The organism is Pontibacter sp. HJ8 (assembly GCF_054824225.1).
This window is the reverse complement of record NZ_JSYF01000099.1, coordinates 1-8214: the sequence shown is the minus strand read 5'-3', so window position 1 is coordinate 8214 and position 8214 is coordinate 1. Positions and strand designations below refer to the sequence as shown.

General features: G+C 53.8%; 7 protein-coding genes. 3 read left to right on the top strand and 4 right to left on the bottom strand.

Annotated elements, in window-relative coordinates; genetic code table 11:
* Positions 1 to 63 precede the first annotated feature (63 nt).
* On the bottom strand, positions 64 to 1191 hold the full coding sequence (locus tag OB13_RS05875; protein ID WP_461489220.1) for an alanine racemase: 1128 nt from the start codon (positions 1189 to 1191) through the stop codon (positions 64 to 66).
* Positions 1192 to 1386: 195 nt separating this feature from the next.
* On the opposite strand from OB13_RS05875, the gene hemN reads away from it, so the two are divergent.
* From hemN to OB13_RS05860, 3 genes are all read left to right on the top strand, one after another.
* The gene (gene hemN / locus OB13_RS05870; protein WP_461489219.1) at positions 1387 to 2766 is read left to right on the top strand and encodes an oxygen-independent coproporphyrinogen III oxidase; all 1380 of its coding nucleotides are present in this window, start codon (positions 1387 to 1389) and stop codon (positions 2764 to 2766) included.
* Between the two features lie 614 nt (positions 2767 to 3380).
* Positions 3381 to 3920 carry a CopD family protein gene (locus OB13_RS05865; protein WP_461489221.1) on the top strand — a complete coding sequence of 180 codons (540 nt, stop codon included), beginning with the start codon at positions 3381 to 3383 and terminating at the stop codon, positions 3918 to 3920.
* Between the two features lie 58 nt (positions 3921 to 3978).
* The gene (locus tag OB13_RS05860; protein ID WP_461489218.1) at positions 3979 to 4623 is read left to right on the top strand and encodes a hypothetical protein; all 645 of its coding nucleotides are present in this window, start codon (positions 3979 to 3981) and stop codon (positions 4621 to 4623) included.
* A 68-nt stretch (positions 4624 to 4691) separates the two neighbouring features.
* Here the strand turns inward: OB13_RS05860 and rluF are convergent, their stop codons facing one another.
* The 3 genes from rluF to ctlX all read right to left on the bottom strand — a co-directional run bounded on the left by rluF (position 4692) and on the right by ctlX (position 7916).
* Positions 4692 to 5702, bottom strand: coding sequence for a 23S rRNA pseudouridine(2604) synthase RluF (gene rluF / locus OB13_RS05855; RefSeq protein WP_461489217.1), 1011 nt, complete (start codon positions 5700 to 5702; stop codon positions 4692 to 4694).
* Positions 5703 to 5794: 92 nt separating this feature from the next.
* Entirely contained in the window at positions 5795 to 6706 is a 912-nt protein-coding gene (locus OB13_RS05850) for an AEC family transporter (protein ID WP_461489216.1), read from the bottom strand.
* A 256-nt stretch (positions 6707 to 6962) separates the two neighbouring features.
* Positions 6963 to 7916, bottom strand: coding sequence for a citrulline utilization hydrolase CtlX (ctlX, locus tag OB13_RS05845; protein ID WP_461489215.1), 954 nt, complete (start codon positions 7914 to 7916; stop codon positions 6963 to 6965).
* Positions 7917 to 8214 lie beyond the last annotated feature (298 nt).

Below are 8214 nucleotides of genomic sequence, written 5' to 3'. Positions count from 1 at the left end.
ACAAGGAGGGGCAGGGGTGGTTGGACCCGGGGCGGGTTAATCCCCTGCTCAAGCTTAAGCCCATCACAATACATTCTGCTCCGGCACCGGCACGCCGGACAGGTGTTCCAGGTGTTTCCCGTCCAGAGTGACATATCCTTTCATGAGGTCGGCGGTGAGGCAGGAATGGATCGGGAGGATACCCAGCAGGTCCCCGATCTTATACCTGTCAAACAGGTCATTGCTGGCACGCACAGTGCCATGCTCCTGCGACAGCGACACCAATTCTATACCTTGCAGCGGCGCCGACCAGCCACTTTCCGACAGCTCCACGACACGTCCGAACAACTCAGAGCCGTCTGCCTGCACCAGGTTGTCTTTGGAGAAATGCACGCTGCCCCCATGCACGATGATCTCGTTCCGCTCCGGGTGCTTGGCGATAACCGGGCAGGCCATACACACTGCTATCTGCTCAAATGTACAGGAACCGATGTGCTGCTGTGTCAGGTCGTAGAAAACGTAGTTGCCAGGGCGTATCTCATCCACTCCCGAGATCGTCTCCAGGATGCTGCAGGAAGGCGTGTCGCCGATGGAAATCAGCAGTTCCGGGAAACGGGCCTTGTAGCGGTCCCGGACCAGGTGCAGCAGGAAAACAGTGGTATGGTGGATGGTCCGGATCACTTCTTTGTCCGTTTGCTTGTAGGTATGGCCATCGTGGGCCAGCACGCCGGTGAAACGCAGCTTGTCGTTTTTCTCCATCAGCGCTACGATCTGGTCCAGTTCTTCGTGGCTGTGGGGCAAAATGCCGGTGCGGTGGTAGCCGGTGTCGATCTTGAGCCATACGTTCACCGGGTGCTGCAGCTGATGCGCCAGTGCCTCCACCGTCTCGATGTTCACTGCCACTACATGCAATTGAATACGGGCTGCCAGCTCATTCACCAGCGCCATGTCCCGGATGTTGACAGGTATAGCCACCAGGATGTCGTTCCAGCCATGCGCGGCAAAGTAGCGGGCCATTTTCAGGGAGGAAACAGTGATACCCGTCGTGCCCTGTTCCCGGAACCAATCTCCCACCTGTGCCGACTGGTGCGTCTTGAAATGCGGCCGCAACCGGATATTGTTTCGGGCAGCCTTATCGGCCATCATCGCGATATTTTGCCGGCATTTTGCTTCGTCCAGTAAGAGGGTGGTTTCTGTTATATGTTCAAGCATGATATGATTTTTAAGGAGTAAGCAGGCTCCCTCCATGTCTTGGGGAGAGCCGAGGAAGAATAACCGTCCTACCTGAAATTTCCGAAAAAATAGCAGGACTGACAAATATCATTTATTAAAAGCAGCCGGTGCCCGACCTTTGTAAGCGTAATGAAGCAGGTGGCTGCTTCAGTATATTTATTCAGATCCTTGCTTATGAAAACTGCTGTCACTCCCGTAACTCCTGCCGATCTGCTGGCCAAGTACGATGTGCCTTCCCCCCGCTATACCAGTTACCCGACCGTGCCTTTCTGGGATGAGAAACCGCTGACGGAAGCGCGCTGGAAGCTGCATGTGCAGCAGGCCTTTCGTAAGACCAACCGCAAAGATGGAATCAGCCTGTACCTGCACCTTCCCTTTTGTGAGAAGCTGTGCACTTACTGTGGCTGCAACAAGCGCATCACCAAAAATCACGGCGTAGAAGAACCTTACATGGTGGCTCTGCTGCAGGAATGGGAGCAATACCTGGCCCTTTTTGACGAGAAGCCACGCATCACGGAGTTGCACCTGGGCGGAGGCACTCCTACCTTCTTCAGCGCACAAAACCTGAAAACCATGCTGGAGAAACTGCTCGAGAAGACAGAAGTGACGCCTGATGCGGCTTTCAGCGTTGAAGTACACCCCAACGCAACCAACGCTGAGCAACTGCAGGTGCTCTATGATCTGGGCTTCAGGAGGCTGAGCGTAGGTATACAGGATTTTGACCCGCGGGTGCAGTTTGTGATCAACCGCATCCAGACGTTTGCGAAGACAAAAGAAATTTTTGACGTGGCGCGTGCCATCGGCTATACCTCTATCAACGGCGACATCATCTACGGTCTGCCGCTCCAGACAGCGGACAGCGTGCGCCATACCATTGAAAAAGTGAAAGAGTTGCGCCCGGAGCGGATCGCTTTTTACAGCTACGCACACGTGCCTTGGAAAAGCAAAGCCCAGCGACGCTACTCGGATGAGGACCTGCCGGCGCCGGAAGTAAAACGTGGCCTGTACGAATTGGGAAGAACCATGCTGGAAGACGCCGGCTACATCGAAACAGGCATGGACCACTTTGCCCTGCCGGAAGATGAGTTGTGCATCGCAACGGACAACGGCAAGCTGCACCGTAACTTCATGGGCTATACCGCCCGCCATACCGAGCTGCTGATCGGCCTGGGTGCTTCCAGTATCTCCGATACCGGTACGGCCTTTATGCAGAACGTGAAAGAAGTGGAAGCCTATGAAGCAGCCGTTCATACCGGGCATCTTCCTATCCTGAAAGGCCATGAACTGACAGGCGAGGACATGCTGCTGCGCACCCACATCCAGAACCTGATGTGCCGCGACTATACCAGCTGGAGCGAAGACGAACTGCCCTACTTTGTGGATGCCCTCGTACGCCTGCAGCCATTGGCGGAAGACGGCCTGGTCGACTACAGCAACCACGACATTCAGGTACTGCCGGCCGGTAAGCCTTTTTTACGCAACATCGCCATGTGCCTCGACGCCCGCCTCTGGGCCAGCCAGCCAACCACGCCGGTGTTTAGTAAATCAGTTTAAGGTGAGTGAATAGTGGGGTTGAGATTTTGATTTTTTTCAAACCTACTGCTTAGTCCGAAGTGTGTGAGAGCGCTTCGGACTTTTTTGCCTGAATCAGGTTTTACTGGATTTTAAAGAGTGGCCCTACCCCTAGGAGGGGAGCCTGCTTTTACAGTTTGACAGCTCTTAATTCAAAGACACTGATTCGTCATCCCCCTACCCCCTTCGAAGGGGGGACTTGGCTGAAGTTGCATAACTAGTTGCTATTGAACTTCTCGCAGTCCTTGGGTTGAGCGCCTAGTAGGTTTCCGGTGCCGCAGGCATTGCGACGCAGGAGCAAAGGAAAGATACACAGCGCGAGGCCCGAGGACGATGCCCCGCGGCTTTGAGCGCTCCACAGTCAACTATGAAACAAGAAGTAAAAGGGCACTGGAATACAAATAGCGACGCTAGCAGAAAGCTTGCTGGCTTAAGGTATAGGCAACAGCTAAATGCAACAGCCGCCGAGAGGAGGTCCTGAAATACTCCTGATTTCTCACTGCGTTCGAAATGACAGAGTACGCATTCGAAATAATAGTCGCGTTACCCCAATTAAACATTTAGAACTACCTTTGCAGAAACAGCAGCTATACCCCATGAGCTTCTTCTACATCAAAGCCCTGCATATCATTTTTGTGGTTACCTGGTTTGCCGGACTGTTCTACATCGTGCGTCTGTTTATCTACTTTGCGGAGGCTGCCGAGAAGCCGGAACCCGAACGCAACATCCTGCTCAACCAGTTCAAAATCATGCAGAAGCGGCTCTGGTACGGCATCACGTGGCCATCGGCTGTCCTGACGCTCATATTTGGGCTTACCATGCTCTACCTGTATGGCTCCATCCCCGGCTGGCTGGTCTGGAAGCTGGCTTTTGTAGTAGGGCTGTATGTGTATCATTTCCTCTGTCACGCCATATTCAAACAGCAGCAGCAGGGAATCATCCGCTATACCTCCACACAACTACGGATCTGGAACGAAGTAGCCACCTTGTTTCTGATCGCTATTGTGTTCCTCGTGGTCCTGAAAAGTACGCTGAGCATGGTATGGGGCATTGTAGGACTGCTGCTCTTTTCGGCAATACTCATGCTCGCTATACGCATTTACAAACGCGTGCGGGAGTCGGGGCAGAAGAGCTAAGGACCGAATAATTCGCGCATTCCGGCAGATTTTGTAACTTTGTACAAAACGACGATACATGAAGCAACCTGCACTGAAAGCCAACGAGCGAGAACTGATAAAACTTATCCGCTTTTTCAGTAAGCGTGCCGAGCGACTGATGGAGGAAGGCGCACTCAGTCCGGAGCATACCCAACTGACCAATGCCTGCGAGAACCTGGAAACGCAACTCATCACGCATGCCACTAACCGGGACGCGATCCTGGATAAGCGCGAGCGCCTGCAAAATATCATAGAAGACAATGCGCAATGCCCCAAGTGTAGCAAAGCGGATATGCTCAAGCGTACCGGCTCCACCATCACGGAGCGCGGCTGGAAGTGCAATACCTACAAGTGCCGCCGGTGCAACATCACCTTCACCTGGAACAGGCCGAACAACCCCTGGCATATGGTAGAATTCCTGGAGGCATACATCCAGGAACTGCAGCAAGCCATGGCTGTGGAGCAGAATCAGGAGGTGGTAGAACAGACAGAAGACGCCATCGTGCACATGAATGACAGCCTGAGCCGCCTACGCCCGGTGCTAGAAATGTCTGACGAGGAGGTCGATGCGTTGGAAACGAAGGAGCGGGAAATGGACAAGCTCATCCACCAGTTCAAGAACTACCTGCTGATCGAAAAGATCAAACTGGATACGTATCCGGAAGAATCAGAAGAAAACTAAGGTATAAACAGCATAAAAAAAGCCGGTGCGCCAGGTATAGCGATATACGGAGTGCACCGGCTTTTTGCTTAGCGTCTTTTCCGGCCGCCGCCTTTTGCTGCCGGAGCATTCCGGTTGGCGCCTCTCGATCCGGCATTACTTTTTGAACCCGTCTTTTTGGTTCCGGCACTTTTGGATGCGCTGCGCTGGCCTCCGGCACCTTTCGTTGCGGTTGCCCCAAAGCCACTTTTCCTGCCTGCCCCGCCTTCTTTTCGCGGAGGCCTGTTGCCGGTAGTTGACTTCTTCCGGGCAGGCTGGGCTGCCGGTGTCTGGCTAACAGTTGCTTTCTTTTTACTTACCGAACCCTCCTCCGTTTTGGAGGACTCAGCCACCATACTTTGGAGCATTTCTACTTCGGACTCGGTCAGCGCCCGCCACTGGCCCAAGGGGAGCTTGGTCAGCGTGATGTTCATGATCCGGATCCGCTGCAGCGTTTGCACCTCATAGCCCAGTGCCTCGCACATCCGCCTGATCTGGCGGTTCAGCCCTTGGGTAAGTATGATGCGAAACTTCGCAGGTCCTTCCTGCACCACAAAACACTTTTTGGTGTTCACACCCAGAATCGACACGCCGCTGCTCATCTTCTCCACAAAATCCGGTGTGATGGGCCTGTCCACCGTTACGATATACTCTTTTTCGTGCTTATTGCCCGCCCGCAGGATCTTGTTTACGATGTCGCCGTCGTTGGTCAGGAAGATGAGCCCTTCCGAATCCTTGTCCAGGCGGCCGATCGGGAAGATGCGCTCCGGATAGTTGACAAAGCGGATGATGTTGTCGCGCTGTGACAGGTCGGTCGTGGTCTCGATACCGGGTGGTTTGTTCAGGGCCAGGTATACGGGCTCCACCTGGTTCCATTGCAGCGTCTTGCCATCCACCTGGATTTTGTCTTTGCCCTTAATCCTGGTTCCGACATCCGGCAGCTTGCCGTTCACCAACACTCTCCCCTGCTCTATCAGTTTATCGGCCTCCCGCCGGGAGCAGATGCCTGCATCGCTGATGAATTTATTTAAGCGGATTCCGTCGGATGTGTGCTGTGTCATAATTTGAATTGGCCGGCCATAAGAGAAAGCCGGCTGAATGTTTATACCTTGTAAAATAACGACAAAACTTCAGGAATAGCTATTTTCTTCGCCTACAACGCTCTTATCAGCAGGTACCAGATGGCCAGCGTCAGGAAGGAAAGCGGGATGCCGAAACCGACCATCATGGACGCTAGGCGGGGTTTCAGGCCATAGGAAATCGCCACGATAGAGGCTGTGATCATAGGCGCCATACCTGCCTCTAGTATGCTGATCTGCACCACCCGGCCCCGCTCTCCCAGCGCCAGCACATACAGCACATAGATGATGGCAGGCGCCAGGATGAGCTGATACAACAAGCCCAGTCCTAAAAACCGCCAGTGTTTGCTGCGCCGTTCGATGCGCAGCTGCATCCCGACCGATACCAGGGCCAGCGGTGTCACGGTGCTGCCCAGCCGGTTGAACACTTCCTTCAACTCGTCCGGAAAGCGCAGGTCAGCCACGTTCAGGGCAAAGGCCAGCACAAAGGTCAGAAAAGGCGGAAAAGTCAAGATCTTCTGCGTGATAGCCTTCACATCCGCCTGCCCTTTGGAGAAGTAGGCGGCCAGGGCTATCCCCAGCGTGGAGACGACCACAAAAGTACCGGGCAGATCGACCAGGATGGCCGTCTGAAGTCCTTCTTTGCCATAAAGCGCCTCTATGATCGGAAAGCCTACGAAAGACGTGTTCCCGAGCCCGGCTGTCAGGATCAGGCAACCTACCAGCTTTTTGGACCAGCCATAGATGCGCCCCAGTGTATAGAAGAAGGCAGCAGCACCGGCAAAACAGATCCAGGCCACCCCGACCGGCAACAAAACCGACCTGTCCAGTTCTACTTCAGGTATAGCATATAGCGCCAGTGCCGGCAGCGAGATATAAATGATGAACTGGTTGAGAACGATGGGAGAAGTGGCCGGGAAAGCAGGTACGCGGCGCAGCAGCACCCCGATGATCAGGCAAAGAAAAAGTAAAATGATACTACTCATGAAAGTGCAGCAAACAGGAATGAATCGAATCCTGCAAAACTAGGGATACCGCAGCAGGTATAGCATATGAGAGGAAAATTATTGTTGGTGAAAATGTCTAAAAACGCACTCCGATCGAGTTTTTCTGCTCTCGCTCGCCTCTGGCGAGTGTGCGTTATGTAGTGGCGTCCCGCAACTTGTGCCAAGAGGCACACATGAAAAGCGGCCAGAGTCCGCCCGAATGCTCACACTCGCGGGACGCGAGCGAGGGCAATGTTTAATGCTCCTTCTGAAATACCTCCGCGATCATGCACCGGATACTGCCGCCGCCGATCTTCTCGATCATGTGGATGGGCAGGGCCAGCAGGTGCTCGTTGTGCGAGCGCAGTCGCTCCAGTTGTTCTGCTATTAGGCTCTCGTAGGCCATTTTGGACATAACGAGAATGTGCTCGCCTTGCTTGTTTTCGATCTGGAGCATGTTGCCTGCGAAGTGCCGGCAGGTCTGCTCTTTGGTGATTTCGATGACCTCCTTGCCACTGCCGGTCAGACTCATCCGAAGTTTTTCCCGATCCTGCTCCTCTACCACTTCCATTCCGACTACAGCAAACGTATCTCCTACGCACATCATCACGTTGGTATGGTAGATCAGCTCTCCTGTCGGCCCATAGGCTGAGAAGGTGACCGCGTCATAGCTCAGCGTATCGCAGAACGCCTGCAGCGGCTGAAGGGAAGTACGGGGAGAGATGGCGGCATAGGCTATTTTGTGCACCCGGTCCAGCACCAGGCTGCCGGTTCCCTCCAGAAAAGACGGCTCCTCCTGCGTCTCAAAATACTCCAGGGCCACATGCTCGCCGCAACGGCAGGCTTCTCTCAGATGCCCGATGATGTCCGCGCGCCGTTCCTTTCTTCTGCTCGAAACAGCCATCGGATACGTGATCACCTTTCCCTCGTGGTGCGTGGAAAACCAGTTGTTCGGGAAGACAGAATCCGTGATAACCGAACCTTCCGGATCCTGAAACGTGATTACCTCCACCCCAAGCGCCCGTAGTTCGGCTACGGCGTTCCGGAATTCCAACAGGGCAATATCCTGTATCTGGCCCGGCGTAAAATCGGGCAGCTGCCGCTGAAAAGCATTGGTTTGGGCGGCCTCCGGGTTAAAACCAAAGTTGGAGGGCTCGATCATCAGAATGGTGCTGGTGGTCTGTTTCATGGGAAGCGGAATTGACTTCACAAGTATAGTTGGTTTAAGTGAAAAAGTATGAGATGGATTTTAATTTCAAAGCCGGTTCCTACTTCGTTTAAGGGGCACAATTTTTCTTCAACCTAGTCTAGTTTCATCGCTTCGCCTAGCCGGCGGGCCTTACTTTTTTTCTTAATGAGAATCAAGGGACCCTACCCACACTCGCTGAACGCTCGAGCAGTGGTGCGCCGAAAAGTGCACCTGGCTCAAGCCGCTGCTCTGTAGCAACTGTTGTAAGTTAGCCTTGCCATACCTGTTAGCTATACCTCTTCGTGCAGGAATTCTCCCC

Coding starts and splice junctions, on each gene's coding strand:
- OB13_RS05875 (WP_461489220.1), bottom strand. CDS start 1,191: ATGCTTGAACATATAACAGAAACCACCCTCTTACTGGACGAAGCAAAA.
- hemN (WP_461489219.1), top strand. CDS start 1,387: ATGAAAACTGCTGTCACTCCCGTAACTCCTGCCGATCTGCTGGCCAAG.
- OB13_RS05865 (WP_461489221.1), top strand. CDS start 3,381: ATGAGCTTCTTCTACATCAAAGCCCTGCATATCATTTTTGTGGTTACC.
- OB13_RS05860 (WP_461489218.1), top strand. CDS start 3,979: ATGAAGCAACCTGCACTGAAAGCCAACGAGCGAGAACTGATAAAACTT.
- rluF (WP_461489217.1), bottom strand. CDS start 5,702: ATGACACAGCACACATCCGACGGAATCCGCTTAAATAAATTCATCAGC.
- OB13_RS05850 (WP_461489216.1), bottom strand. CDS start 6,706: ATGAGTAGTATCATTTTACTTTTTCTTTGCCTGATCATCGGGGTGCTG.